Below are 26,388 nucleotides of genomic sequence, written 5' to 3'. Positions count from 1 at the left end.
TCAATTAAAAAAGCGTGCAAATCCTTGCAAAAACGCCCTGTTTTTTTATTTTAGAGTTATGAAATTTCAAATATCCAGGGCTACAGATACGGATTTATCGCTGATGCAACGCTTGTTCTATCAGACGGTCACTTCTTATGGGTCTTTGATATTTACCAAGGACGAAATCAAAATCTATTCTCGATTAGCAACCAACAAAGAATATTGGCAGAAAAAATTTAGAGAAGATTTTATTTACAACGCCAAGTTAAACGGTGAAATTATAGGTTCTTTTTGTATGGACAAAAAAGGAAATATAGAATATATTTTTGTGCATATGAATTACCATGGCCAGGGGATAGCTAAGGCTATGTTTAAAACCTTAGAGCAGATTGCTAGACAAGAAAATATTGATACGCTTACCACAGAAATTAGCATATTGACCAAAGGTTTTTTTCAAAAACATGGTTTTGAGATGATCAAAAACTCCGTAAAAGTTGTGGGAGGCGAAGAAGTCGTTACCTACACCGCGGTTAGACACCTCAAAAATTAATACGTAATAATGCATTAGGGGTGAATCCTAACCCTAATTGTTGAACTTCTTCTACATCTCCACTATCATTTACTCTGTAATAGTTGTTGACGACATTTTCTCGACTGGTAAGATTCCATAAAGAGAGACCAGCAGTTCCTTTGATACTCTTGGTTAAATTAAAGACATAGGTTGCAGAAGCGTCCCATCTAAAATAATCTTGTAGTGTATCATTATTTGGAGCTTGATAGTTAATACTTCCGTCTCCCAAAATTTGATTTTCTAAAGCGGGTCTTGTCGTAGGTCTTCCACTATGCCAATTGATACCTGTTGAAAGTTTTAAATTGTTTATCGAGTAAGCTACGGCAAAGTTGATGTTATGCCTAATATCAATATTGTTTGGGAAATCACGGGAAAAGAGTTGATTAAATGTATAGTCATTTTTGGCATAAGAGTAACTCAACCAGGTACTCAGGTTTTTAAAACGCTTATTGATCAAAAAATCTACTCCTTTGGTGGTATAACTACCGTGATCGGGAACAAATTCAAATTGGTTTTGAAAGCCTTGGCTTTTTGACAAGATTCCTGCTACATGTTTATAAAAGGTGTCAACATTGATTAGCCAATTGTTATGCGTATATGTTATTCCTAAAGAAACTTGTTCACTTTCTATAATTGGTATATCTTCTTCATTGGATAGCACCCAATTTCGATTCTCGACGCCCAAAAAATTATTTTGTGACTCGATAACTTGAGAAGTGACCTGGCTCTTTAGTTCTCCAAGTACTTCTACTGTAAAATGATCTAGAAATTTATGAGTAACACTCAGTCTAGGTTCTAGTAAGGTCCGATCTAATTTTCCATAATGATTAAGCCGTACCCCAGCAGTGACATGGGTAATGTTGTTTGGTGAATTGTAATTAATTTCAGAATACAGGCTATTCGTTCTGATGACTTCTTTTGTAAAATCTCTGAATGTAGGGTTGTTTACATCTCTTAAATTGGAAATACCAGTTTCATTAAATTGATACCCACTAAACCAATATAAATTAGGGTGTATTTTGAACGATCCATTTATTTTGACGCCGCTTTCTAATACCTCATTCTCTTGTAAAAGCCTCTGGTTATTGATAATGTCAGAATTAATAGCTTCAAGGTTGTAATTAGTACCATACAATATTAGTTCGGTGTTGAAGGCATCACTCCAATTTCTTTGATAAGATAAGCCTCCAGCAGTGTTATTTTGTTTAAGACTACTTGCTCTGGCTTCATTCGTACTATTTACAATGGCATTTTCCTGAAACATAAGATCATTACGGATAAGCAATGCATTTATTTTGATCAGATCCTTTGGGCTGAACTGGTATAACCAACGTAAGCTAGTGTCATAAAAAGAGAACTCATCATTGGTGTTAGAAATTTCATTGGTATTTTCAACGACTTCCGAATCTTGAAATGACTTGTCAAAAAATTGACGATATGTTGGCGTTTCCAGGACTTCACTAATAGACTTCCGGACAGAGAGCTGAATAGAGGATTTTTTACCCAATCTAAGATCTGTATATCCATCGATACTGGTCATATTTACACCAAAACTTGTGTTGTTTTGTTGAGCTACCTTATTATCTGTACTCATGGCAATAACACTAGACACTCCATCTCCGTAACGTGCGCTGGTGCCATTTTTGAGTAATTCTACATTTTTGGTTAAATAAGGATTAAAAGCTGATATTAGCCCAAAGAAGTGTCCAGATTGATACATCTTTATACCATCCCAGAGTATTAGATTTTGATCATTGGTTCCACCTCTTACATTAATGTCAGAAACGGTTTCTTCTGTACTTAAGATACCAGGTAACGCTTGGATAGTTTGTAAAAGATCTGGTTCGATTAATCCGGGTAGGATTCCAAAATCATCATAATCAATGCGTATAGATCCATCGTTTTTTTTACCAATTCCCTTAATAAGATAATCATTTAAAATAATTTCATTCAGGTATTGCACTTCCCGTGTCATCATAATCTCTTTGCAGGGTTGTTCTAGAAGATCCCTAGCAGGTAATTGAAGCGGAGTATATCCCAAAAACTGAATGTTGATGAGCTGATTGAGATCAGATAGCTCAATAGAAAAAGACCCGTTTTGATCCGTGACACTAGTTTTATTTTGGCTTTGGATGGTAGCGTTTGTAATTACCGTATTTTCGGAAGCTGAAATGAGTACCCCACAAATGGAGAACAAACGTGCACTTATAGTAATCGTAGTAGGATCGAGATACGTAAAATTAAGCAAGGTTTGTTTTTGTATGTAGGTAACAGCTGCTTTTAGGTCAAGATCTTTGTTGGGAGCTTTAACCGTAATGCTTTCCAGGTCATTGTCAACATAAGAGAAACTACAACCAAATTGTTTTTGTAATTCGTTTAACACCGAAATTAAAGGCAATACATCCTTTTCAGACTGCGCAAAAGACTGAAAACAATTTAAGAAAAGAATAAAAAGTACAACTGTGATTTTGGTTCTGATCACTGTTTATACAGGGTTACTAGGTTTTCGTTAATTTCATATTTCAAACCCATTGGTATCGTGATAGACTCCAATGCCATTTGAATATTTGAATGTACAAAATTACCAGTAAAAAGTAAGTGTTGATCAATATTTTTTGAAGAGATGACCACATCATATTGCCTTTCAAGTTCTCTTAGTACTAGATAATAAGGTTTACTCTTAAAAATGCTTTTATTTTCTATCCAAGAGGGTGTGATATCTAGGGTATTGACTTCATTGATTTTTTTAGAAAGTAACTCTATACCTTTTCCCGGAGGTAATCGGTAAGTATTTTGTTGGTAAGATACACTTACCAGACCTTCATAGCAAATTACTTCAAAATACCCTTCACGTTGATTTACATTGAATTCTGTACCTAGTACAGTAACAACACCAAGAGGTGTGCGAACATCGAACTTTTTTCCTTTAGCAACTTTGAAATAAGCTTCACCCTCAAGATGTACTTCTCGATTGTTGTCCCAACCCTTTTTATTATACACGATTTCAGATAAGGCATTGAGTTGTACCTTGGTTTGATCAGGAAGTTCAATATTTACCTTTTGTCCAGCTAAGGTATTGACTTGAGTATCTTGATTGACAAAAAACGTATACACTCCTAGACCCAATACGAATACGGCCGCAATTCTAAGTAGAATACCCAAGTAGGATTTATTTTTGGCAACTGTACGTTGCGAAATGTGTTGTTGTATTTCGTTTAATTCTTCGGTTACATCATAAGACGGAGGAAGAATTTTTTTGCTAGTATCAGAAATTTTGATGTAAGAATCGTAGGCGTCTAATTGCTTAAACGCCTTTAATTCTTCATCGGTCAGCGCATTATCTAACCATTTTCTAATAAGATCTTTCTCTTTCATAACAAAGTTCCTATATATATAACACCTTAAAGTCGAAAATTCCTACCCTATTTTTCAAATTCCTTCGATTTCTTTTCTTAATTTTTCTAATGCCCCATAGATTCTCTTTTCTACGGCTTTTCTCGAAATGCCTAAAAGCTCTGCAATTTCTTTATGTTTTTTTCCTTCTACTCTATTTAAAAGAAATGCAACACGCTGTGGTTCGGTAAGTTTGGCAATGGCTTTTTGATATTTTTGTAAATACTCTTTTTCCTCCAAAATAAATTCTGGAGATTGATTGGTATAATTTTTATGATCTTCTTGTTGAAACTTTAGTTTTACCTTATCGTGTTTAAGCTGATTTAAAGATAAATTGTTAGCAATTGTAAACAGGAAACTTTTTGCTTTTTGCAAAGGAACTTTTTTACAATTATCCCAAAGTTTAATAAATGCCTCTTGAACCTTGTCTCTGGGGCTTATATGCTCTCCATACTTGTAATAAATGAAATTATGTAATTCTTGAGCATGTTTCTTGAAAAGTTCAGCAAACAATTTTTCTTCGCAAACATTGTCATAGAGGTTCTTAGACATTACTATATTTTTTGTTAAAATTATAAAAAATACTATTTACCAGTAGGAATTTTCGCGGTTTAATTGTTATTATACAAATAGTTGTTGGAAAAAGTAAAAAAAAATGAAGACTAGGATATTAATTTTCTGTTTGGCTGCGATAACGAGCTTAGTAGGATGTCAAGATGAAGAAAGAGAAATTATCGATCCTACAATTGACGACGTGATTCCCAGAAATTCGCAATTAGCAAGTTTAATTAAAAATGTAGTGACTCATGATGGTTCTTTTGATAATATAGTAGACAAAGGACATTGTTTTAGTATTAAATTGCCCTATACGATCTTAAGAAATCAGGAGGAATTTTTAATTGATGAGGTAAACGATTATCAATTGTTGCAAGATGCAGATAACATACAGATTCAATTCCCTGTAGTAATTACTTTATTTAATTATCAAGAAACCGAGGTTGAAAATCAGGCCCAACTTGATGCGCTAGCAAATGCTTGTTTGGCGAACGATCCTGATATCGAGTGTATAGATTTTACTTACCCTATTCGAATAGCTACTTTTGATAGCCGAACAAACCAATTAGAGACTCTAGAATTATTTCATGATTCAGAAATGTTTGAATTCATGGATCAGGCAGACGAAACGGTTTCGATGAGTATTAATTACCCCATAGATTTGTTGTTACATGATGGCCAAAATTCGCAAGCGCAACATAACACGGATCTATTGAATGCTATACTCGAAGTAGCAATGGCCTGCGATGAGAACGATTTATAAATAAAGAAGATAAGTAGAAAAGCCGCTATTGTAGCGGCTTTTTTTGTTTAACATTTTTAGCTAAAACGTTAAACAAAAAGTTAAATAAATGCTAAAAACCCAATACCAGGGTTAGAGTTTTTAGGATTGAGTTGTTTAATCATCAAACAATAAATTTAAACACCATGAAAATGAAAAATTTCCTCAAAACAGTTTTGATAGCATTTTTAACCATTACTGTTTTTTCGTGTTCGGATGATGATGATACTACCTTTCCCCCTTCATCAACAACGATTGCAGATTTTGTAGCGGCAAATGCAGATTATAGTTCTTTGCTTGCAGCATTAGAAAAAGCTGAACTAGTACAAACTTTATCCGAAGAAGGAAGTTTTACTGTTTTTGCTCCAAACAACGCAGCATTCGATGCACTGCTTACGAGTCTGGGAGTAACTCTAGATGATCTCTCAAAAGATGATTTAACACCAATCTTATTAAATCACGTTTTAGGATCAAGACTCACTTCTACACAATTAACTACTGGATATTCTGATAACCTGGCAGGTTTTAGTACTTATGTAAATACGTCAAGTGGGGTACAAATCAATGGAATCTCCACAGTAACACAGGCTGATATCGAGCAATCTAACGGAGTGATTCATGCTGTAGATGCTGTAATTACACTACCCACGGTGACTACTTTTGCAGTTGCAGACCCTAACTTTGATACATTACAAGCAGCACTTACAGATCTTACTCCAGATACAGATTATGCAACTGTGTTAAGTACAGCAAACGGAACTGATCCAGCTCCATTCACAGTATTTGCACCAACAAACGATGCATTTACAGATCTTTTGGATAGATTCAATATCGAGATAGCAGACCTTACAGCTGCCCAATTAGAGATAGTATTAAATTATCATGTAATTGCAGGAGCTAATGTTTTGGCAGTAGATCTTCCTGGTATTCCTGATGGAGTAACTCCAGCTACTTTACAAGGGGAAACACTAACGTTAAATCTAGAAGGCGGAGCATTTTTACGTGATAAAACAGGAGTGGATTCTGAAATTATCGCCACAGATGTAAAGGCAACCAACGGTGTGATTCATGCTATTGATAAAGTACTTTTACCTAACGCTGCATTAGATGCTTTAGGAAGAAGTTTTACAGCTGTAGCCTTTAATGGAGGAGAAGCAAGTGATTTTTCTTCTTTGTATGCTGCTCTTCGTATTACAGGTCTAAATGACGCTTTGGATAGCGCAACCATGCGTACTGTATTCGCACCCACTAATGCAGCATTCGATGCTTTGTTGGATGGCGCTAGCTTAGAAGATTTACCAGTAGCAACTGTAACACAAATATTATTGAATCATGTGATAGATGGAAAGTTATTATCCACTGATTTGTCTACAAGCTATGCAAATACATTAGCGACATTTGGGGATACTATGAACAATTTGAGTATCTATATCAATACTAGTAGTGGAGTAGTGCTTAATGGAGGGATGGCTAATGGAGGAGCAACAGTAGTAACACCTAATGTAGAAACCCGTAACGGAGTAATCCATGTGGTGGATGCAGTAATAGGGTTACCAACTGTGGTAACATTTGCGGTTGCAGATTCTAATTTCTCTACTTTGGTTTCTGCACTTACCGACCTTACACCAGCGACTGATTTTGTAAGTGTGCTAAGCACAGCAAATGGAACAGATCCAGCACCATTTACAGTATTCGCGCCTACTAATGATGCATTTTCTGCGATAACAATCCCAGGAGAGTCAGAACTTACTCCAATACTGCAATATCATGTAGTTGCAGGAGCGAATGTTAGAGCAGCAGATTTATCAGATGGTCAAGTAGTTACTACTTTAGAAACAGGAACTTTTACCGTAAATGTTGGTAGTAGTGTAACTATAACTGATGAAAATAGTAGAGTTACCAATGTTGTTGTAACCGATGTTCAGGCAGCAAATGGAGTTATTCATGTTGTAGACCAAGTATTATTACCGATGATGTAATTCAATATATATCCAGGCTCACTCGAGCCTGGATATTTCTTTCACATATTTCACACTTCTTAATTTCTAACTCTTAAAATTAAAATTGCTATGAAAAAACTAACCAGTAGGTTATGCATGTCGATCTTTTGCATAATTGTATCGAGTATGTTTGTGGCTTGTCAAAACGATGATGAAGTCCAAAACGAACCAGAACTTATTGAATTCGAAGAATCAAAAATCATCAGTTTTGATGCAATCGAAGAAATGACAAAAACGCTTCTTGACGGTGAATTAACAGTCAAGGACGAAGGCAAAACGTTTAGAATCAGTAGAGAAAAAAGAGTATATGATTTTTCTGCTGAGGTATTACAGGGAGCAGGATCCGGAACACAACTTTCAGGAGAACTTTCATTAAACTTCACTTTTTATCATGCCAGTTTTACCATTGTAAGAGGTAATCTCGAATTGCCAGATGGTACCAAAGCAAGAGCTAGGGGAGCCATTATAAGTGATGGGATTTTCTATATTATCATTGATCCGCCAGGAAGAGATTTGATTTTTGGTATCGGTAGAGTAAGAGATAACGGAAATGTGGATGGAAGTTTTAAATTCTTTACCCGAGGAGGTTTAGGAAGAGGATTGTGGACCGCAGAGTTACTAGAAACTACTATACCAAATAAAACTATAGTCGAACTTATCGTTGAAGATGGAAGATTTACCTCTTTGGTCGGAGCTTTACAAGCAGCAGATTTGGTAGAGCCATTATCAGGAGAAGGACCTTTTACGGTTTTTGCTCCTACCGATGAAGCTTTTGAAGCTTTGGAAGAAATCCCACCATTAGAAACGTTAACGCAAATATTATTATATCATGTTGCAAGCGGGAGATTAAATACTGCAGAATTGTTAGCCCAAGAGTTGACGGAAACACTACAAGGAGAAGATGTAAAAGTAAGCTTAAATGAGAATAATGAGATTGTTATCAATGATACAGTAAAATTACTTTCAGCAAATATTGGCGGTTCAAATGGTATTATACAAGTTATTGATGCTGTGTTGATCCCACCTTCTTTTGAAACACAACAAAGTATTGTAGAAATTGCAGTTGCCACTCCAGAGTTATCTACGCTGGTAGGTGCTTTACAGGCTGCAGATTTGGTGGATACATTGAATGGAGATGGTCCTTTTACCGTGTTTGCACCAACAAATGATGCTTTTGCTGCGTTGTCTGAAATACCATCTGGAGATGCATTGACCGAAGTGTTATTATACCATGTAGCTTCTGGAAAACTAACGGCAGAAGAATTGATTGAAGGTCAAACAGTAACTACCATTCAGGGAGAAGAAGTGACCGTTGCATTAAATGATAATGGCAAAGTAATTCTTAATGGATCGATAGAAGTGCTAATGGCAGATATCGAAGCTTCCAATGGTATTGTGCATGTAATTAATGGAGTCTTGTTACCTCCAGCAGAATTACAAAGCATTGTTGAGATCGCTGTAGCTACTCCAGAATTATCTACTTTGGTAGGTGCACTGCAAGCAGCGGATTTGGTGGATACGCTTAATGGGGAAGGCCCTTTTACGGTGTTCGCACCTACGAATGACGCATTTGCAGCTTTGTCCGAAATACCATCTGGAGATGCATTGACAGAGGTATTATTGTACCACGTTGCTTCCGGAAAATTAACTGCAGAAGATTTATTGGCCGGTCAAACGGTAACCACAATCCAAGGAGAAGAAGTAACCATTGCTATGAATGATGAGGGTAAAGTAATTTTGAATGATACTATCGAAGTATTGATGGCGGATGTCGAAGCATCTAATGGAATAGTTCATGTAATTAATGGAGTTCTGTTACCCCCCGCAGAGCTACAAAGTATCGTAGAGATTGCAATCAATACCCCTGAGCTTTCTACCCTAGTGGGAGCATTACAGGCAGCAGATTTGGTTGATGCACTTAGCGCAGAAGGACCTTTCACAGTGTTTGCACCAACCAATGCTGCCTTCGATGCGTTGAGTGCAATTCCTTCTGGAGATGTATTGACCGAAGTGTTGTTATATCACGTAGCTTCTGGGAAATTAACTGCAGCAGAACTACTCGCTGGTCAAACAGTAACTACATTGCAAGGAGATGAAGTCACTATCGAGATGGTAAATGGCGAAGTAATATTAAATGGAAACATAAGAGTAGCCATGGCCAATATAGAGGCGTCCAATGGTATTATTCATGTTATTGAAGGAGTTTTGATTCCTTCAGCTCACTAATAAGTGTTAATTTAGGTTTAGCCACCTTATAATTAATTTTCCAAAAAAAAAAGCCATCGAAAGAAATCAATTTATCGGTTTCTTTTGATGGCTTTTTGTATTATTTCCGAAATAGAAAACATTTTGATATAGAATTCTCAAATTATCCAAAATGATTATAATTCTACATTTCCTTTCTTTTATTAATACACTACAAATGTGTAAATTTGCAGCTATCTATCGATAAAGGTAGTATTGCAAAACAGAGAATTTTATGTTTGATAATTTAAGTGATAAGTTAGATAAGGCCTTACATATTCTTAAAGGTCATGGTCAGATTACAGAAATAAATGTAGCCGAAACCCTAAAAGAAGTAAGAAGAGCCTTAGTTGATGCGGATGTAAACTATAAAATAGCCAAAGATTTTACTGCAAGAGTAAAAGAAAAAGCAATAGGGGAGAACGTATTAAAAAGTCTTAAACCAGGGCAGTTAATGGTAAAACTGGTAAAAGACGAACTTACCGAGTTAATGGGAGGTGATGCCGCAGGAATTAATTTGTCTGACTCGCCATCGATCATTTTAATGTCTGGATTACAAGGGTCGGGTAAGACGACATTCTCTGGAAAACTTGCGAATTATTTAAAAAATAAAAAAACCAAGAAACCTCTTTTGGTAGCCTGTGATGTATACAGACCTGCGGCGATCGATCAGTTGCATGTAGTAGGAGAGCAGATCAATGTTGAGGTATTTAGTGATAGAGGAAATAACGATCCTGTAGCAATTGCTAAAGCCGGTGTGGCTCATGCAAAAGCAAATGGAAACAATGTTGTAATTATAGATACGGCCGGTCGTTTGGCGGTTGATGAAGCCATGATGACCGAGATCGAGAATATACATAAAGCTATTTCTCCAAGCGAAACACTATTTGTGGTAGATTCGATGACTGGTCAGGATGCGGTGAATACTGCGAAAGCATTTAACGATGTTTTGAATTTTGATGGTGTAATTCTTACCAAGTTAGATGGTGATACTCGAGGTGGAGCCGCAATTTCTATTAAATCTGTGGTTAATAAACCAATCAAGTTTATAGGTACCGGAGAGAAAATGGAAGCTATTGATGTTTTCTACCCTTCGCGTATGGCAGATCGAATCCTTGGGATGGGAGATGTAGTGTCTCTGGTAGAACGTGCGCAAGAGCAGTTTGATGAAGAAGAAGCTAGAAAATTACAGAAGAAAATAGCAAAAAATCAATTCGGTTTTGATGATTTCTTGAAGCAAATTCAGCAAATCAAGAAAATGGGTAATATGAAAGATTTAGTGGGGATGATACCCGGAGCCGGAAAAATGATGAAAAATATGGATATCGATGATGATGCCTTCAAACATATTGAAGCGATTATTCATTCTATGACTCCTGCAGAGCGTGCAAAGCCACAAATTATTAATGCCAGCAGAAAAAAACGTATTGGTAAAGGATCAGGAACCTCGATTCAACAGGTAAATCAATTACTGAAGCAGTTTGATCAAATGAGCAAGATGATGAAGATGATGCAAGGTGGCGGTGGCAAACGTATGATGCAGATGATGGGTAAAATGAGATAAATTAAAACACAACATAAACTATTTAAGCACATTATAGGGGGATGGAATTATTAGACGGAAAAAAAGTTAGCAACGATATTAAAGATGAAATTGCTGTCGAGGTTCAAAAAATGAAGGACAGAGGAGAGAAAGTTCCTCATTTGGCGGCAGTATTAGTAGGTAACGACGGCGCCAGTTTAACATATGTAGGTAGTAAAGTAAAAGCCTGCGAGCGTGTAGGTTTTGAATCTACTTTGGTGAAAATGCCGAGTACAACTAGTGAGATTGAGTTGTTGACTAAAATCAAAGAGTTGAATGAGGACGATAATATTGATGGATTTATCGTGCAATTACCGCTTCCTCCACAAATTGATACGCAAAAAGTCCTATTAGCAGTAGATCCTGACAAGGATGTTGATGGTTTTCACCCAATGAACTTTGGTAAGATGGCATTGGATATGTCTACTTTTATTCCTGCAACACCTTTTGGAATCTTAGAATTGCTAGAGCGTTATGATGTAGATACCAAAGGAAAACACACTGTGGTTATCGGTAGAAGTCATATTGTAGGGCGCCCTATGAGTATCTTGATGGGTAGAAAAGGATGGCCAGGAAATTCAACGGTTACTTTGACACACAGTCATACTAAAAATATCACACAGATTATATCTCAAGCCGATATCGTAATATCTGCTTTGGGAGTTCCTAATTTCTTAAAAGCTGAAATGGTGAAGGATGATGCAGTAATTATTGATGTGGGTATTACTCGTGTTACTGACGAAACTAGACCAAAAGGATATAAGATCGTAGGAGATGTTGACTTTGAAAACGTAAGTAAAAAAGCATCCCATATTACTCCTGTTCCTGGTGGAGTAGGGCCGATGACTATAGCAATGTTATTGAAAAATACCTTGTTAGCAAGAGAAAGGCATCATAACAACAAGGGATAAACTTATTATTTCTATTAAACTGTAAAAAAAATGCTCGTTATCTGCAGATAACGAGCATTTTTTTATTCTATAATTTCTGTTATTCTATAGGTTATTAGATTTAACAGAAACAACCAAAAAGTTAGATCTATATTAGATCTAACTTTTTGTTACATTTATATTTTGGTGATATTCTGTTTAAATAATGTTTTCTTATTGATTGAATTTATCAGCACTAATGCTCTCGTCTCCAGAACCACCAGTACTATATCCTCCGCTTCCACTTGGTAGAAGATCTAGAGATAAGTTATATGATGGAACATTGATTCCTTTGGTTGTTTTTACCGTTTTGAAATCTAAGATTTGCTTACTTTCTTCATAAAGAGCATTTTTAGTAAATGTTCCGTATTTCTTACCATCGATCACTTTTTCTTTCCATTCTCTACCGTAAGCAATTTTTAACTTATACTCACCTTCTGGAATATTTCTGATAAATTGAGTAGTGTTGGTGTTAATGTAAGTTACACGTACCAATTGATCATCACTAGGCGTTTTACCTAATTTGTAAAGTTTGATAACTACTTCTGTATTCTTACCTACTTTAATTTTTAGGTAGTTATCTAATTTGTAGTCAAACTTTCCTTTGAAATTGAAAGACTTAGGAGTAGCTCCTGATTTATATGTCTTTTTCTCCCAGCTAGAATATTTATCCTCTCTGGTTACTTCTATGTTAGCTGCTTTAGGAGAAGAACTATTGCTGCTTGCTCCATAAGATGGTGTTGCTGATTCTATTGGGTTAGAGGCAACGTCATCAATTCCTTTTGCTGCTCTTGCTCTAGCTGCTTTCAAGGCTGCTTCCGTTTCGGAAGCGTCTTGACGAGCTTTTCTGGCAGCTTCATCTTTTGCATTTTGCGCTGCTTCAGCCTGAGCGATTGCTGCTGCTGCTTCAGCTTCTGCTAACTCTCTAGCTCTTTTAGCTTCCAAAGCTGCTTTTCTTGCTGCTTCTTCTGCCGCTCTTCTTGCTGCTTCTGCTTGTGCAATTGCTGCTGCTGCTGCTGCCTTAGCTGCTTCTCTTTGTGCTGCTGCCTTAGCTGCTGCTGCTTCCGCGTCTGCAATACGACTATCTTCTGTTAAATATTTGGTAACAACGAATCCGTTGATCTTCTTATACTGAATCGCACTCCATTCACCGTAATTTGAACTCATAACGTAAACTTGAGTTCCTTGGGCAATTTCACCGATAGTATTAAAATTTAGACCTGGACCACTATGTACTGTCAACTTAGTACTAGTCATCATGTACTGCTCTGTTTGCGAATACGCAGAAGAGAAAGTCATCACCAAAAGTAGAATAAATGTAAAAATAGATTTCATATCTCTTGTTTTAAGTAGATTGGGTTATAATATTTAACTATAAATTAATTTTTTCATCATAATTTCTAAACAAAATGTTAGAATTTACCATCAAAATTCGCTTTTCAAAAAGGGTGCCAAAAATAAATTTGATCTTATTTCTTCCAGAAACTAACTTGATATAAGTACTGAAATTTCCCGCTTTTTAAAGAACTAATTTTATCATTAAGTGGTTGTTTTCTAGTGCTTTATAAAAGATTTGCTTTAGTAAAGCTTCAATATTTACGATTAAAATACTGATAAGAAAACCCTTAAATCAGAATCAAAAGTAAGGTTTTAATATGAAAAACACAACATCTTTTGATTTTATTTCTACAAAAATATCAATTTTTTTTCATTGAATTGTGTTATTCAACGAATATTTTATGTATTACACCGGATTTATTTGATGGTTTAAATCGGGTTTGTCGGTTTTGGTTTTATGACGATGTAAGACAACTTTTACTAATGTTTAAAAGGTTTTCGGAGTGAAATACAAGAGTATTTTATTTTAACATATTTTAACATAGGGAATTCAGATTGTTTAATGCTTGTCTTTAATAAGATGAGGGAATTTTGATTGAAATTTTAACAATCTTGGTATCGAAACATTTCTGATGTATGGATTGTTGGGGTTTCGCTTTTCATAATCCTGGTGATAATCTTCTCCTATCCAGAACTTTTGAAAAGGAAGAATTTCGGCAGCAATGCTTCTGTTTAATTTTTTAGCTAATGCAGATTTCTTTTCTTCAATGATTTTTTTCTGTTCCTCATTTTGATAAAAGATGATAGATCTGTATTGTGATCCATGATCTGGTCCTTGTCCATTTATCTGGGTAGGGTTTTGAGATCCAAAATAAATGTCCACGAGTGTTTCAAATGAAATGACTTCAGGGTTGTAATAGATCTCTACAGCTTCAGCATGTCCTGTGCGTCCAGTGTTGCTTGCTGCATAGGTTGGATTGTCTGTGTGTCCGCCAGAATATCCCGAAATAGATTCTTTTACTCCTTTTACACTTTCATATATTGCTTCAACACACCAAAAGCATCCACTGGCAAAATATGCTCTTTCATATCCGTCAACAGCTTCAGTTTGCACTGGGGGTAAGTTTTTGAGTGACTCTTGTTTAGGGTTTGCTGTTTGGCTATTGCTTTGACAACTTGTAAATAAAAAAAGAATGCCAATAATAAAGTAGTGTGTGTTTTTCATAATTCATACATATTTGTTACTTGGTCCTCAATAGATATGAAAACTTTCAAGATTTTAAGTAAAAGTACATTTTGCTTAGTGTACATTTCTTAAAATTGCTCTAAAATAAAAAATGACTATCCTCAAAGGATAGTCATTTTGTCAATGATATATAAAATGAATTAGCCGTTCATTGATATTAAAAACTCGTCGTTGTTTCTAGTCTGTTTGAAACGTTCGTTAATAAATTCCATTGCTTCAACAGGGTTCATATCTGCAAGGTATTTTCTCATGATCCACATACGCTGAATCGTAGCGTCATCTAGCAATAAGTCATCTCTTCTTGTACTACTAGAGATCAAATCAATTGCTGGGAATATACGCTTGTTGGCAATGCGTCTGTCTAATTGCAGTTCCATATTACCAGTTCCCTTGAATTCCTCGAAGATTACTTCGTCCATTTTTGAACCTGTTTCAGTAAGAGCAGTAGCGATTATAGAAAGAGATCCTCCTCCTTCAATATTACGTGCCGCTCCAAAGAAACGTTTTGGTTTGTGCAAAGCGTTGGCATCAACACCACCACTTAATATTTTTCCACTGGCTGGTTGTACAGTATTATATGCTCTTGCCAGACGTGTTATAGAATCCAAAAGTATAACTACATCATGACCGCATTCTACAAGGCGCTTAGCTTTTTCCAGAACAATATTAGCCACTTTTACATGTTCGTTAGCTTCTTTGTCAAAAGTAGAAGCAATCACTTCACCTTTTACATTACGCTGCATATCTGTAACTTCTTCCGGTCTTTCGTCAATAAGCAGAATCATTTGGTATACCTCAGGATGATTTGCAGCAATAGCGTTAGCAACATCCTTAAGTAGCATTGTTTTACCCGTTTTAGGTTGTGATACAATCATACCACGTTGTCCTTTTCCAATAGGAGCAAACAAGTCCATAATTCTGGTAGAAATAGTACTTTGCTTTTCGGCAAGTGTAAATTTTTCTTGAGGGAATAATGGAGTAAGGTGTTCAAAAGAAACGCGATCTCTTACTACTTGAGGGTCTAGACCATTAATTTTGTTAACCTTAATAAGAGGGAAGTACTTTTCTCCTTCTTTAGGAGGTCTTACTTGCCCTAATACGGTATCTCCAGTTTTAAGACCAAAAAGTCGTATTTGTGATTGAGATACATAGATATCGTCCGGAGAAGATAGGTAATTGTAGTCGCTGGATCTTAAGAATCCATAACCATCTTGCATAATGTCTAAAACACCTTCACTTTCGATAATAGCATCAAATTCGTAATCGGGTTCCTTATAACGATTTCTATTATCACGGTTTCCGTTATTGTCTCTATTGTTGTTGTTATTATTGTCTTTTTTATTTCCTCTGCCTTTTTGATTAGACTTTTCTGTATTTTTATTTCTGTTGTCTTTTTTGTCGTCCTTTTTTGGTTGAGGAGTATTTTCTTCTTTTGTTTCTTTTTTAGGATTGTTGTTTTCCTCAGAAACTTTAGGAGATGAGGTTGTGGTGTTAGTATTGTTGTTTGCCTTTTCGTTCTTGCCGTCATTGGCAGTAGTGTTTGTTCCCTCCGGCTTTCTCGTTCGTGGTCTTCTTTGTCTTTGGGGAGCAGGCTTTTTTTGTGCTTTCTCACCAGTAGTAGCTTTTGGCTCCTTTGCTGTTGTTTCTTTTAAGGCGTCAGGATTTGCAGCCTGATGATCCAAAATTTGATATACCAGATCTAATTTCTTCAAAGAACGGTATTTGGGTACATTAAGGCTTTTTGCAATTTCCTGCAATTCAGGAAGCTTCTTCGCTTTTAATTCTGAAATTTCTAACATTTAAATGTGTTATATAATTTACGTTTGATATAAATTTTCTTAGGTATAAATTTCTAAAGAAGAATTCTATGAAAATTTTATTTTGAAGGTAAGTAACCCTGATTGAATGGGTTACAGATTTTGTGCTGCAAGTATACGACTTTATTTTTAATTTTTAAGCTTATTTATAAAAAGAAACTCTTATTTTTGCTTTCCCGTAAGAAAAAGTTATAATGCTACAAAGAATTCAAACAGTATATCTATTATTAGCGGCCGCAGTATGTGGTGGTGTAAGTATGGTATTTCCTTATGGATTTGATCAACAAGGAGTAGAATTATTTGTAAAACAACAACCTCTTTTGATAGGGTTGTGTTTTGGATCTGCAGCCTTGTCTTTGGGTAGTATTTTTTTGTTTAGAAATAGAAAGCTTCAATTCGTATTGGGGCGTATCAATATCTTATTAAACTTTATTTTACTAGGAGTATTTGTTTATTGGTCTCTAACTATATCTGGAGAAACTATGATTTCTGAGAAAGGTATTGGGATGCTGATTCCTATTATTTCTATCGTTTTATTAGTGTTGGCGAACAAAGCCATTAAAAAGGATGAAGATCTTGTAAAATCTGTTGATCGATTACGATAAACCTAACATCTTAGTAGTATTAGTGCGTTAAAACCCGGAGTATGCCAACTTCGGGTTTTATTTTTTTCCAAGTTCAATAACTTCGAGGTTTTCTATAGCTCCATCATGAACCGTGAAACGAAGCATGGTTCTAACTTTGTGAAAACCATGTTTTCCAGCTGCTCCCGGATTCATATGTAACAATCCATTTTTTGGATCGGGTATTACTTTAAGAATATGAGAGTGACCACAGATAAACAGCTTGGGAGGATTATTTTGGATTTCTGCTCTGGTTTGCGGATTGTATTTTGGAGGGTATCCACCGATATGTGTGATCCAAACCGAGACTCCTTCACAAACAAAACGCTGATGTAGCGGGAAGGTTGCTCTTGCTTTACTGTCGTCTATGTTGCCATATACCCCTCTGAGTGTAGTAAGTGCTTCAATAGCGTCGGTAACTTTTAGATCTCCAATGTCGCCTGCATGCCAAACTTCATCAGCTTCTTTTACATAATGTAGGATTCGCTCGTCGATATAGCTATGGGTGTCACTTAATAAAAGAATTTTTTTCAAGATAGTAGAATTAAATAGGGAATCAAGAAGTGCGATAAATCTCTATTTTTAGAGTTATATTTGCTTCCGATTTTATGCAAAAATAAAATACTTTGAGATACTTTTTAGAACTTTCTTATAATGGTGTTCCATATCATGGATGGCAGCGGCAACCGAATGCTATTTCTGTTCAGGAAGTAATTGAAAACGGTTTGTCTACTGTTCTTAGGACTAAGATTGATATTGTTGGAGCAGGAAGAACGGATACAGGGGTTCATGCCAAACAAATTATGGCTCATTTCGATATCGAAAAAAATATAGATTCTGAAGATTTAAAATATAAATTGAACTCTATTTTACCTCCGGAGATAGCGGTAAGAAACGTACAAGAAGTAGCTGTAAATGCACATGCGAGATTTGATGCAGTAAGTAGATCTTATGAGTATCATCTTACACTGGTAAAGAATCCTTTTGTGTTGGATAAATCCTATTATTTCAAAAAGAAACTGGATATAGACAGCATGAATGAAGCTGCTAAATTACTGTTAAACTATACCAATTTTAAATGCTTTAGTAAGTCCAAAACCGATGTAAAGACGTATAATTGTACCATTACTGAAGCATATTGGAAAAAATATGGTGATGATTTGGTCTTCTCGATTTCAGCAAATCGTTTTCTGCGTAATATGGTAAGAGCGATTGTTGGTACACTTATAGAAATTGGTGAAGGTAAATTAGCAGTTAGTGATTTGATTACCATAATTAAAAGTGAGGATCGTAGTAGAGCAGGGTATTCAGTCCCGGCTCATGGATTATACCTTACTAATGTTCAATATCCTGATAATATTTATCAACTAAATGGCAGAAAAGAGCGGTAAAGCATTTGATTTCAGACTTTTTAAACGGTTGATTTCATATACCCAACCCTATCGATTTACATTTTATTTTGTTGCTTTCGCGGCAATTATGCTATCGATCTTTGGTGTATTACGTCCTTATTTATTACAGCAAGTAATCGATAAGACCATTATACCCAAAGACGGAGAATTGCTGGTGTACTTTATTTCTTTGATGGTTGGAGTACTGTTTCTAGAAGTGATTTCTCAGTTTCTATTCATTTATTTTGCTAACTGGTTAGGACAACAGGTAATTCTGGACCTTAGAATCAAGCTGTTTCGGCATATGTTGGGCTTCAAGAAACAGTATTATGACCAATCTGCTGTTGGGCGTTTGGTAACGAGGGCTGTAAGCGATATCGAAACTATAGCAAGTATATTTAGCCAAGGGTTATTTATGATCATCAGTGATCTTCTTAAAATGCTGGTTATATTGGGATATATGTTCTATCAGAGTTGGCAACTTACACTTTTAGTATTGGTGATATTACCTCTGATTGTATATGCAACCCGAGTTTTTCAGAAGAAGATGAAAGCTGCTTTTGAAGAAGTAAGAACACAAGTTTCTAATCTTAATTCTTTTGTACAGGAACGGATCACAGGAATGAAGATTGTGCAACTGTTTACTCGAGAAGAGACTGAATACACTAATTTTAAAGAAATTAATGAAAAGCATAAAAAAGGTTGGATAAAAACGGTTTGGTATAATTCTATCTTTTTTCCTATTGCAGAAATGTCAAGTTCTGTAACAATAGGACTTATTGTTTGGTTTGGAGGACTAAAAGCAGCACAAGGTGATGTGATTACCTTAGGGGTAGTAGTAGCATTTATAGAATTGTCTCAAATGCTATTTAGACCATTACGTCAGATAGCGGATAAGTTCAATACCTTACAAATGGGAATGGTAGCAGCCAACAGAGTTTTTGCTGTATTGGATACAGAGGCTACTATCGAAAATAAGGGCTCGATAACACTGGAGAATATTCATGGAGACATAGATTTTGAAAAGGTTCGGTTTAGCTATCTTGAAGGAGAAGAAGTGCTTAAGGGTATTTCTCTAAGTGTAAAAGCTGGAGAAACGGTTGCGATTGTAGGAGCAACTGGAGCCGGAAAGTCTACCATCATTAATTTGTTAAGTAGGTTTTATGAAATCGATAGTGGTACTATTTCTATTGATAAAACGGATATTAAAACAGTCTCACTCCCTTCACTCCGAAATCATATTGCGGTGGTCCTCCAGGATGTGTTTTTGTTTGCAGATACTATCCTAAATAATATTACCTTAAATAATCCAGATATTACAGAAGAACAGGTGCAGGCTGCTGCCAAAGAGATTGGGATTCATGACTTTATTATGAGTCTTCCCGAAGGGTATAATTATAACGTAAAAGAAAGAGGAGTGATGCTGTCTTCTGGACAACGGCAGTTAATCTCATTTTTAAGAGCTTATGTCACTAATCCCGGTATTTTGGTGTTGGATGAAGCCACCTCTTCTATCGATTCTCATAGTGAACAATTGATTCAGGATGCAACGGATAAAATAACTAAAGGAAGAACTTCAATAGTTATCGCACATCGATTAGCAACAATCAAAAATGCTGACAAAATTATAGTTATGGATCAAGGAACCATCGTAGAAGAAGGTAATCACAATGAACTCTTGAAAATTAGTGATGGGTATTATCGCAACTTGTATGAGGTGCAGTTTGCCGAAGTGTAATTTGCGATAATTAGAACAGCATTGCAGTTTCGTTGTTAAACCTTCCTTCCATTGCAGCCTTAGCAATACCAATGATGATTGCTATAAAAATTAAAACAAAAGAAAGTATAAAGAGTATTAGAAACAATCTTAAGGTTTTTAATGTGATTTGTTTCCAATTCAATTGGTATAGATCTTTGAAAGCATAAATACTGTATAGAAAACTAAAGAGTAGCGTAAAAAATGAAAGACCTTGATACTTAAATCCAAAAATCAATAATGTCATTATTGGAACGAACATAACTATCGATGAATGGGCTGTGATATACATGTTGATTACAATATGCTCGGTGAAGTTGTACCTCTTGTAATTTGAAAAAACCTTTTTGGATATTAATGCATATAAAGGAATAAAAGCAAAACTTGAAATCCCTTGATAATCATATAGCATGTCATAGAAAGTGGTTATCCATTCTTGATCCTCTTTGATAGTACTCAAATCAACAACAGACTGATTAAAATACTTTTTTAAAGAAAAAAGGGTAAGTCCATTTAATGTGATAGAAATCAAAAAGTAAGAAATCACATTGATGTATTTTTTGCGCACTCCATGAATAAATCCATCAATGACATCATGAGGTCTAAACATAAGGTCTTTGATAGTTCTAATTAAAGAGTTGTCTATGTTGAAATACTTTTCGGTAAGTTCTTCGGTCAAATTCCTAAACGTAATGCGTTTAGTAATCTTTTTTGCGCCACAATTGGGACAAAAGTTATGTTGTTCAACCTGGGCTCCACAGTTTTTGCAATTTGTAATAGGAATTAATTTACTCATTAACTCAAGTCTCTTTTTATTTTTTCAATCAACTCTTCTTCGGTTTTAAAAATGACAAATTCGCCATTTTTGATATAGGAGAGTTTACCGGTTTCCTCACTTACTACCAGGGCAAGAGCATCCGTTTTTTCAGTGATTCCTACAGCAGCCCTATGTCGAAGTCCAAAACGCAAAGGCATTGTGCTTTCCTGGGTAACGGGCAAAATTACTCGAGTAGCCAAAATGTGATTGTCTTCTATTACCATAGCCCCATCATGCAATGGACTGTTTTTATAAAAAATACTTTCTATGATTGGTGTATTAACCAATATGTCCATGGCATCACCAGAAGTTTTCACAAAATCCAAAGATGTATTTCTTTTAATAACAATAAGAGCACCCGTATAAGTAACGGCCATGCTCTTGCAGGCCTCTACTACAGCTTTTACATTAGTTACACTATCTTCGGGCGTATCTCTTATAAATTTGAGTTGCCTTAGAAACTTTCTTCTCCTACCAAAATTGGTAGATCCAATCATCAACAGAAATTTTCTGATTTCTTGCTGAAAAACAACAATCAAGGCAAACATTCCAACACCAATAAATTCACCCAAAACACTACTCAGCATCTCCATGGCCAGAAACTGAGTGAGTTTCCAAACCAGGTAAATAATTACGATCCCAATAAAGATATTGATTGCTGCAGTACCTTTAACCAACTTATAGATATAGTACAATAGAAAAGCAACAAGTACAATATCTAATATATCAAGTATTCTTAAGTTGATTAAATCCAAAAGCTCGGTGTTTTTGTAAAAATAGAAAAAATTAACTTTTCAGTGCATTGATTAAAGAAACACATTCTACAGCTTCTTTTACATCATGGACTCTTAAAATAGAAGCTCCATGGATTAAGGCTATCGTATTTAAGCTAGTAGTCCCATTTAGCGCTGCAGTAGAATCGATATCTAATGTTTTGTAAATCATAGATTTCCTGGATAAGCCTGCTAAGATGGGTAACTTATGAAATTGTAGAATTTCTAGATGTTTTAATAGCTCAAAATTTTGAGCTAAGTTTTTTGCAAACCCAAAACCTGGATCAATAATGATGTCATCAATTCCATGTTTTCTTGCTATGGCTATTCGTTCAGAAAAATATAAGTTAATATCGGTAAGGAGATTATCATATGTGGCTAAGGTTTTCATAGTTTGCGGAGTACCTTTCATATGCATCATAATGTAGGGTACTTTGAGATTTCCAACCATAGAGATCATTTCCGTATCCAGATGGCCAGCAGAAATATCATTAACTAAAGCTGCACCGGCTAATATGCATTGTTTTGCAATAGCACTTCTAAATGTATCGATGGAGAGCAGGATTTCTGGAAACTTTACAACCAACAACTCAATAATAGGTAGGATTCTTGCTTTTTCTTCTTCCTCAGAAATGTGATCTGCTCCAGGTCGAGAAGAATATGCACCTACATCTATAAATGTAGCTCCTTCTTTCAACATTTTTTCGGTTTGTAGCAAAATTTGATCTTCGTTTTTGTATTTGCCTCCGTCATAAAATGAGTCTGGAGTGATATTGAGTATTCCCATTACTTTTGGGCTGGATAAATCAATTAAAGAACCTTTACAGTTTATTGTCATTATGAAGTTTTGAGGTTTTTTATTTCTAAACTTGAGCTATGATTTTTTTAATTCCCATATTAAAGCGAAATTTACGCAAAATTCAACAGTTATATGCAAGATACTTCGATACAATATGATGAAGTAATTAGCACATGTCGAGATCTATTCGTCAAGAAAATGAAGGACTACGGTAGTGCTTGGAGAATCCTTAGACTTCCCTCGTTAACAGATCAAATTTTTATAAAAGCGCAACGTATACGAAGTCTTCAAGAAAATGCGGTGCGAAAGGTTGATGAAGGAGAAGTGCCAGAATTTATAGGGATTATCAATTATAGTATTATGGCTCTTGTGCAAATAGAAAAAGGGATTGTTGATCAACCAGATTTAGATGTAGAGGAAGCTACTGCTTTGTATGATAAACATATCTTGATAACCAAGGAGTTGATGATGAATAAGAATCATGATTATGGCGAAGCTTGGCGAGATATGAGAGTAAGTTCCCTAACAGATTTAATCATTCAGAAATTGTTGCGGGTAAAGCAAATAGAAGATAATAAAGGGAAAACTCTGGTTAGTGAAGGTATCGATGCCAATTATCAGGATATGATCAATTATGCAGTGTTTGCGATGATTCATCTCGGAGAAGAAGATAAAAAATAGGTATAAAATAGTGTTAAACTAAAAATAACAATATACAATCCACACTATATTGTGCAGGATTTCCCTAAAAAATAATTACAACATCACATGAAAATACTAGTCACTTTCTCCAGAATTTTTGTTGCAGCACTTTTTTTGTTTTCGGGATTTATTAAACTTAATGATCCCTTAGGGTTTTCATATAAGCTTCAGGAGTATTTTGGTGAAGGCGTACTTAATCTAGAATTTTTAATTCCGTATGCCTTGTTAATAGCAGTTTTTCTGGTAATTTTTGAGGTTGTTTTAGGAATTATGCTGATTCTGGGTTACTTGCCAAAATTTACAGTGTGGTCGCTGTTATTGATGATTGTATTTTTTACATTCCTCACCTTTTATTCGGCATATTTTAATAAGGTAACAGATTGCGGATGTTTTGGAGATGCGCTACCACTAACACCCTGGGAATCCTTTACCAAAGATGTAATCTTATTAATCCTGATATTAATCTTGTTTTTTGGGCGACGTTATATTAATCCAGTCGGTCCAATTCCTACTCACAAATGGATTGTTTTTGCGAGTTTTACGGCTTGTTTAGGGTTTGCCTATTACGTGCTGATGCATTTACCGGTATTTGATTTTAGAGCGTATAAAGTAGGAGTGAATATCGAGCAGGGTATGCAAGTACCCGAAAACGCTCCAAAACCCGAATTTGCTTACCATTGGAAATTTGAGGTGAATGGTGAAGAGCAAATAGTAACTACTAGTGGAGATTACCCTAAGGTTGAAGGTAAATTTATTAGTGTCGATACTGAAACGCTAAAAGAAGGGTATGAACCTCCTATTCATGATTTTTCTATAGAAAAGGATGGGGGAGACTATACATCAGAGTTTTTATCTCAGGATAATTTAATAGTGATAGTTGCCTATAACTTGTCAAAAAGTGAAGCAGAAGGTTTGAATGCGATGAAAGGAATAACTGATAAAGCTATTGCTCAGGGCTATGAAGTTATTGGGCTTACGGCGTCTACTACAAAAGATATTTCTGAAATAAAAGTGAAGTATAATCTTAACTTCGAATTTTATATTACAGATGAAACAGCGCTGAAGACTATTTTACGTTCAAACCCAGGAATTGTTAAACTTAAAAAAGGCACCATTGTACAGAAGTTACATTGGAATGACGCCGAGAAACTTTCTTTATAAAAACCAGAAACAATAATGGTGAGTTATTTCCTTAATAAAATTGGGTATGCATTACTTACTTTGCTAGGGGTAATAACCGTTATTTTTCTACTTTTTACCTTATTACCTGGGGATCCTGCACAAATGATGCTTGGTCAAAATGAAACCGAGGAACAGTTGCAAGCGGTTCGAAAGAAATATGGGTTTGATCAACCGGTTTCTAAGCAATACATGTATTATCTCAACGACTTATCACCTGTATCTTTTCATAGTCAAAGCCCGGATGATTTTACATTTTTGGATGACAACAAGTATAGTTATAACCGTTTGTTTACGGCAGGGAACACTAATGTAGTTATTAAGCTTCCCTATTTAAGAGCTTCATTTCAGAAAAATGGAAAAAAGGTAAGCAAGGTAATAGGAGAAACGCTACCCAATACCGCTATTTTGGCAGTTAGCGCCATTTGCATAGCTATTTTTTTAGGAATATTTCTAGGAGTCGTTAGTGCATTGACCAAAGATACCTGGGTCGATAGAACAGTTCAATTATTAAGCACTTTAGGGATGAGTGTCCCTTCGTTTTTTAGTGCAATTATTTTTGCCTGGTTATTTGGGTATGTATTGCACGAATTTACCAACCTTAATATGACAGGTAGTTTGTATGAAGTTGATGATTTTGGAGAGGGAAGTTATATCCAATGGAAAAACTTGATATTACCCGCAATTGTTTTGGGAATACGACCCTTGGCGGTGGTTACTCAGCTGATGCGTAATTCGTTACTTGAGGTAATGAATCAAGACTATATCAGGACAGCAAAAGCAAAAGGTCTATCCTTGGTGCAGATTATACAGAAACATGCAATCAAAAATGCGTTAAATCCGGTGGTAACTGCAATATCGGGCTGGTTTGCATCTATGTTGGCTGGGGCTGTTTTTGTAGAGTATATTTTTGGATGGAATGGATTAGGAAAAGAGATTGTAGATGCATTGAATACACTGGATTTGCCTATAATAATGGGTTCTGTATTAATCGTAGCCACAATGTTTATTCTAATCAATATATTTGTTGATATTATCTATGGCTGGTTAGATCCTAGAATTAGATCTTAAATGGCCTTCATAACACTTGTAACCACACGTTAACCAAATTATAAATCAAAATTCATGAGAAAAAAAATTGTAGCCGGAAACTGGAAAATGAATAAAAATCTGGCCGAAACTGAAACTTTGCTTTCAGAATTAAAAAGCAAATTAGGAGAAACATCTGCAGATATCATTGTTGCACCAACGTTTGTAAACCTATATAGTGCCAGCCAAGCATTAAAGGATACTACTATAGATGTAGCGGCTCAAAATATGCATCAGGCTGAAAATGGAGCATTTACTGGGGAAATAGCTGCGGGGATGCTTAAAAATATAGGGATAAATACCGTTATTCTTGGGCATAGTGAACGACGTGCATATTTTGGGGAGACTGATGAGCTATTAGCAGAAAAAGTAAATACCGCAATCAAACATAACATGAGAATTATTTTCTGTTTTGGAGAAGAGCTAGAAGATCGAAAAAGCGGAAATCACTTTGCTGTCGTAGAAAGTCAACTTAAAAATGGATTATTTCATATCGCTGCCGAAAATTGGGGAAATGTAGTGTTAGCGTATGAACCTGTTTGGGCAATAGGAACAGGCGAAACTGCATCACCAGAACAAGCCCAAGAAATGCATGCGTTTATTCGAACAACTATTGCAAAGGCATTTGATAACGACATCGCTGATCAGGTTTCCATCTTATACGGAGGAAGTGTAAAACCAAACAATGCCGAAGAGATCTTTGCCAAAGAAGATGTAGATGGTGGATTGATTGGAGGGGCTTCTTTGGATGCCGAAAGTTTTTCTGCAATTGCCAACGCGATTTAAAGATATACTGATATAATTTAGTTGAAGCACTTCAT

The 26,388-nt window shown here is 35.6% G+C and carries 23 protein-coding genes; 13 read left to right on the top strand and 10 right to left on the bottom strand.

Annotated elements, in window-relative coordinates:
• The first annotated feature begins 58 nt into the window (after positions 1-58).
• Positions 59-532, top strand: coding sequence for a GNAT family N-acetyltransferase (locus ACXAGJ_RS08190; protein ID WP_474838801.1), 474 nt, complete (start codon positions 59-61; stop codon positions 530-532).
• On the opposite strand, the gene ACXAGJ_RS08185 is transcribed toward ACXAGJ_RS08190, so the two are convergent.
• Genes ACXAGJ_RS08185 through ACXAGJ_RS08175 form a run of 3 tightly spaced genes read right to left on the bottom strand, consistent with a single transcriptional unit; the run spans position 522 to position 4,498 of the window.
• On the bottom strand, positions 522-3,035 hold the full coding sequence (locus tag ACXAGJ_RS08185) for a TonB-dependent receptor plug domain-containing protein (protein WP_474838799.1): 2,514 nt from the start codon (positions 3,033-3,035) through the stop codon (positions 522-524). The genes ACXAGJ_RS08190 and ACXAGJ_RS08185 overlap by 11 nt on opposite strands.
• Positions 3,032-3,928: a FecR family protein gene (locus tag ACXAGJ_RS08180; RefSeq protein ID WP_474838797.1), complete on the bottom strand. Its 897-nt coding sequence runs from the start codon at positions 3,926-3,928 to the stop codon at positions 3,032-3,034. The genes ACXAGJ_RS08185 and ACXAGJ_RS08180 overlap by 4 nt, the downstream gene beginning before the upstream one ends.
• Positions 3,929-3,982: 54 nt before the next feature.
• Entirely contained in the window at positions 3,983-4,498 is a 516-nt protein-coding gene (locus tag ACXAGJ_RS08175; protein WP_474838795.1) for an RNA polymerase sigma factor, read from the bottom strand.
• A gap of 103 nt (positions 4,499-4,601) precedes the next feature.
• Between ACXAGJ_RS08175 and ACXAGJ_RS08170 the strand changes: the two genes are divergently transcribed.
• From ACXAGJ_RS08170 to ACXAGJ_RS08150, 5 genes are all read left to right on the top strand, one after another.
• Positions 4,602-5,264 carry a hypothetical protein gene (locus tag ACXAGJ_RS08170; protein ID WP_474838793.1) on the top strand — a complete coding sequence of 221 codons (663 nt, stop codon included), beginning with the start codon at positions 4,602-4,604 and terminating at the stop codon, positions 5,262-5,264.
• Between the two features lie 170 nt (positions 5,265-5,434).
• Positions 5,435-7,261 carry a fasciclin domain-containing protein gene (locus tag ACXAGJ_RS08165; protein ID WP_474838791.1) on the top strand — a complete coding sequence of 609 codons (1,827 nt, stop codon included), beginning with the start codon at positions 5,435-5,437 and terminating at the stop codon, positions 7,259-7,261.
• Between the two features lie 90 nt (positions 7,262-7,351).
• Positions 7,352-9,508, top strand: a complete 2,157-nt coding sequence (locus ACXAGJ_RS08160) for a fasciclin domain-containing protein (protein ID WP_474838789.1) — start codon at positions 7,352-7,354, stop codon at positions 9,506-9,508.
• A gap of 253 nt (positions 9,509-9,761) precedes the next feature.
• The gene (gene ffh / locus ACXAGJ_RS08155; protein WP_073316924.1) at positions 9,762-11,090 is read left to right on the top strand and encodes a signal recognition particle protein; all 1,329 of its coding nucleotides are present in this window, start codon (positions 9,762-9,764) and stop codon (positions 11,088-11,090) included.
• 41 nt (positions 11,091-11,131) lie between these two features.
• Positions 11,132-12,019: a bifunctional 5,10-methylenetetrahydrofolate dehydrogenase/5,10-methenyltetrahydrofolate cyclohydrolase gene (locus ACXAGJ_RS08150; RefSeq protein WP_474838787.1), complete on the top strand. Its 888-nt coding sequence runs from the start codon at positions 11,132-11,134 to the stop codon at positions 12,017-12,019.
• A 192-nt stretch (positions 12,020-12,211) separates the two neighbouring features.
• On the opposite strand, the gene ACXAGJ_RS08145 is transcribed toward ACXAGJ_RS08150, so the two are convergent.
• From ACXAGJ_RS08145 to rho, 3 genes are all read right to left on the bottom strand, one after another.
• The gene (locus ACXAGJ_RS08145; protein ID WP_474838785.1) at positions 12,212-13,372 is read right to left on the bottom strand and encodes an SH3 domain-containing protein; all 1,161 of its coding nucleotides are present in this window, start codon (positions 13,370-13,372) and stop codon (positions 12,212-12,214) included.
• 562 nt (positions 13,373-13,934) lie between these two features.
• Entirely contained in the window at positions 13,935-14,600 is a 666-nt protein-coding gene (gene msrA, locus ACXAGJ_RS08140) for a peptide-methionine (S)-S-oxide reductase MsrA (protein ID WP_474838783.1), read from the bottom strand.
• Positions 14,601-14,761: 161 nt separating this feature from the next.
• On the bottom strand, positions 14,762-16,420 hold the full coding sequence (gene rho, locus ACXAGJ_RS08135) for a transcription termination factor Rho (protein WP_474838781.1): 1,659 nt from the start codon (positions 16,418-16,420) through the stop codon (positions 14,762-14,764).
• A 212-nt stretch (positions 16,421-16,632) separates the two neighbouring features.
• Here rho and ACXAGJ_RS08130 point away from each other — a divergent pair, with 212 nt between their 5' ends.
• Complete coding sequence (locus ACXAGJ_RS08130) at positions 16,633-17,043, top strand: DUF4293 domain-containing protein (RefSeq protein WP_474838779.1); 411 nt, start codon at positions 16,633-16,635, stop codon at positions 17,041-17,043.
• A 57-nt stretch (positions 17,044-17,100) separates the two neighbouring features.
• Here the strand turns inward: ACXAGJ_RS08130 and ACXAGJ_RS08125 are convergent, their stop codons facing one another.
• On the bottom strand, positions 17,101-17,595 hold the full coding sequence (locus ACXAGJ_RS08125; RefSeq protein WP_474838777.1) for a metallophosphoesterase family protein: 495 nt from the start codon (positions 17,593-17,595) through the stop codon (positions 17,101-17,103).
• A 92-nt stretch (positions 17,596-17,687) separates the two neighbouring features.
• On the opposite strand from ACXAGJ_RS08125, the gene truA reads away from it, so the two are divergent.
• On the top strand, positions 17,688-18,452 hold the full coding sequence (gene truA / locus ACXAGJ_RS08120; RefSeq protein ID WP_474838775.1) for a tRNA pseudouridine(38-40) synthase TruA: 765 nt from the start codon (positions 17,688-17,690) through the stop codon (positions 18,450-18,452).
• Entirely contained in the window at positions 18,433-20,190 is a 1,758-nt protein-coding gene (locus ACXAGJ_RS08115) for an ABC transporter ATP-binding protein (protein WP_474838773.1), read from the top strand. The genes truA and ACXAGJ_RS08115 overlap by 20 nt, the downstream gene beginning before the upstream one ends.
• Positions 20,191-20,200: 10 nt before the next feature.
• Here ACXAGJ_RS08115 and ACXAGJ_RS08110 read toward each other — a convergent pair whose 3' ends face one another.
• From ACXAGJ_RS08110 to folP, 3 genes are read right to left on the bottom strand one after another with little or no spacing between them, the layout of a single operon-like run.
• Complete coding sequence (locus tag ACXAGJ_RS08110; protein ID WP_474838771.1) at positions 20,201-21,004, bottom strand: DUF3667 domain-containing protein; 804 nt, start codon at positions 21,002-21,004, stop codon at positions 20,201-20,203.
• Positions 21,004-21,780, bottom strand: coding sequence for a diadenylate cyclase (locus ACXAGJ_RS08105; RefSeq protein WP_474838769.1), 777 nt, complete (start codon positions 21,778-21,780; stop codon positions 21,004-21,006). The genes ACXAGJ_RS08110 and ACXAGJ_RS08105 overlap by 1 nt, the downstream gene beginning before the upstream one ends.
• Before the next feature lie 31 nt (positions 21,781-21,811).
• Entirely contained in the window at positions 21,812-22,636 is an 825-nt protein-coding gene (gene folP / locus ACXAGJ_RS08100; protein WP_474838767.1) for a dihydropteroate synthase, read from the bottom strand.
• Positions 22,637-22,729: 93 nt separating this feature from the next.
• On the opposite strand from folP, the gene ACXAGJ_RS08095 reads away from it, so the two are divergent.
• From ACXAGJ_RS08095 to tpiA, 4 genes are all read left to right on the top strand, one after another.
• Complete coding sequence (locus ACXAGJ_RS08095) at positions 22,730-23,278, top strand: DUF1599 domain-containing protein (RefSeq protein ID WP_474838765.1); 549 nt, start codon at positions 22,730-22,732, stop codon at positions 23,276-23,278.
• Between the two features lie 87 nt (positions 23,279-23,365).
• Entirely contained in the window at positions 23,366-24,460 is a 1,095-nt protein-coding gene (locus ACXAGJ_RS08090) for a BT_3928 family protein (protein WP_474838763.1), read from the top strand.
• Positions 24,461-24,475: 15 nt separating this feature from the next.
• A complete protein-coding gene (locus tag ACXAGJ_RS08085) occupies positions 24,476-25,549 on the top strand; it encodes an ABC transporter permease (RefSeq protein ID WP_474838761.1) in 1,074 nt (357 codons plus the stop codon).
• Positions 25,550-25,603: 54 nt separating this feature from the next.
• The gene (gene tpiA, locus ACXAGJ_RS08080; protein WP_474838759.1) at positions 25,604-26,353 is read left to right on the top strand and encodes a triose-phosphate isomerase; all 750 of its coding nucleotides are present in this window, start codon (positions 25,604-25,606) and stop codon (positions 26,351-26,353) included.
• Positions 26,354-26,388 lie beyond the last annotated feature (35 nt).

This window comes from Aquimarina sp. AWH4_224 (genome assembly GCF_056160245.1).
Note: the sequence above shows the minus strand (reverse complement) of the source record. Positions and strands in the feature narration are given on the sequence as shown.

Excerpts from the sequence above, each read along its gene's own strand:
- msrA (WP_474838783.1), bottom strand. The coding sequence starts at position 14,600 with ATGAAAAACACACACTACTTTATTATTGGCATTCTTTTTTTATTTACA.
- ACXAGJ_RS08115 (WP_474838773.1), top strand. The coding sequence starts at position 18,433 with ATGGCAGAAAAGAGCGGTAAAGCATTTGATTTCAGACTTTTTAAACGG.
- tpiA (WP_474838759.1), top strand. The coding sequence starts at position 25,604 with ATGAGAAAAAAAATTGTAGCCGGAAACTGGAAAATGAATAAAAATCTG.
- ACXAGJ_RS08110 (WP_474838771.1), bottom strand. The coding sequence starts at position 21,004 with ATGAGTAAATTAATTCCTATTACAAATTGCAAAAACTGTGGAGCCCAG.
- ACXAGJ_RS08180 (WP_474838797.1), bottom strand. The coding sequence starts at position 3,928 with ATGAAAGAGAAAGATCTTATTAGAAAATGGTTAGATAATGCGCTGACC.
- rho (WP_474838781.1), bottom strand. The coding sequence starts at position 16,420 with ATGTTAGAAATTTCAGAATTAAAAGCGAAGAAGCTTCCTGAATTGCAG.
- ACXAGJ_RS08130 (WP_474838779.1), top strand. The coding sequence starts at position 16,633 with ATGCTACAAAGAATTCAAACAGTATATCTATTATTAGCGGCCGCAGTA.
- ffh (WP_073316924.1), top strand. The coding sequence starts at position 9,762 with ATGTTTGATAATTTAAGTGATAAGTTAGATAAGGCCTTACATATTCTT.
- ACXAGJ_RS08190 (WP_474838801.1), top strand. The coding sequence starts at position 59 with ATGAAATTTCAAATATCCAGGGCTACAGATACGGATTTATCGCTGATG.
- ACXAGJ_RS08165 (WP_474838791.1), top strand. The coding sequence starts at position 5,435 with ATGAAAAATTTCCTCAAAACAGTTTTGATAGCATTTTTAACCATTACT.
- folP (WP_474838767.1), bottom strand. The coding sequence starts at position 22,636 with ATGACAATAAACTGTAAAGGTTCTTTAATTGATTTATCCAGCCCAAAA.
- ACXAGJ_RS08170 (WP_474838793.1), top strand. The coding sequence starts at position 4,602 with ATGAAGACTAGGATATTAATTTTCTGTTTGGCTGCGATAACGAGCTTA.
- ACXAGJ_RS08175 (WP_474838795.1), bottom strand. The coding sequence starts at position 4,498 with ATGTCTAAGAACCTCTATGACAATGTTTGCGAAGAAAAATTGTTTGCT.
- ACXAGJ_RS08085 (WP_474838761.1), top strand. The coding sequence starts at position 24,476 with ATGGTGAGTTATTTCCTTAATAAAATTGGGTATGCATTACTTACTTTG.
- ACXAGJ_RS08150 (WP_474838787.1), top strand. The coding sequence starts at position 11,132 with ATGGAATTATTAGACGGAAAAAAAGTTAGCAACGATATTAAAGATGAA.
- ACXAGJ_RS08145 (WP_474838785.1), bottom strand. The coding sequence starts at position 13,372 with ATGAAATCTATTTTTACATTTATTCTACTTTTGGTGATGACTTTCTCT.
- ACXAGJ_RS08090 (WP_474838763.1), top strand. The coding sequence starts at position 23,366 with ATGAAAATACTAGTCACTTTCTCCAGAATTTTTGTTGCAGCACTTTTT.
- ACXAGJ_RS08160 (WP_474838789.1), top strand. The coding sequence starts at position 7,352 with ATGAAAAAACTAACCAGTAGGTTATGCATGTCGATCTTTTGCATAATT.
- ACXAGJ_RS08095 (WP_474838765.1), top strand. The coding sequence starts at position 22,730 with ATGCAAGATACTTCGATACAATATGATGAAGTAATTAGCACATGTCGA.